1 pseudogene is annotated in these 687 nt (G+C 55.3%); it reads left to right on the plus strand.

The window, feature by feature from the left end:
* A pseudogene (locus tag E5Q11_RS17330) lies at positions 1 to 687 on the plus strand (IS3 family transposase); the annotation flags it as partial.

The raw sequence follows: 687 nt of genomic DNA on the forward strand, positions 1-687 counted from the left end.
AAGGCGGCAGACTGGTCAAGGAGGTATGCCGGGAGTACGGCATCTCCGATGCGACCTACTACAACTGGAAGTCCAAATACGGCGGTATGGAAGCCTCTGATGTGAAGCGGCTCAAGGAGCTTGAAGAGGAAAACCGTCGTCTGAAGCAGATGTACGCTGAGCTGAGCCTGGACCATAAGCTGCTAAAGGACGTCATCGAAAAAAAGCTGTAAGGCCAGCCGTTCGACGAGAACTGGTGGATTACCTCAAGCAGGCTCATGGCATCAGCACCCGCCGAGCCTGCCGGATCGCTGGCATCAGTGACTCTGTGTATCGCTATCGGCCAGATACGTCGAGAGATACACCCGTGATTGCAGCGCTTCAGAGCGCTGCTGAACGTTACCCAGCTTACGGATTCAGCAAACTGTTCAAGGTATTGAGGCGATGGGGTCATGGCTGGAACCACAAACGGGTGCACCGACTGTATTGTGCGCTCAACCTGAATATGCGTCGAAGGGGCAAGAAGCGGCTTCCAACAAGAAACCCGGAGCCCTTGACCGTGCCAGCAACCGCTAATCTCTGCTGGTCGATGGATTTTATGAGTGACAGCCTGTTCTGTGGTCGCCGCTTCCGGACGTTTAACGTGGTGGACGACTTTAACCGGGAGATCCTGGCCATAGAGGTTGATCTGAACCTCCCGGCCCCGAG

The sequence above is a fragment of the Marinobacter confluentis genome, assembly GCF_004785685.1.
Classification (GTDB): Bacteria; Pseudomonadota; Gammaproteobacteria; order Pseudomonadales; family Oleiphilaceae; genus Marinobacter; species Marinobacter confluentis.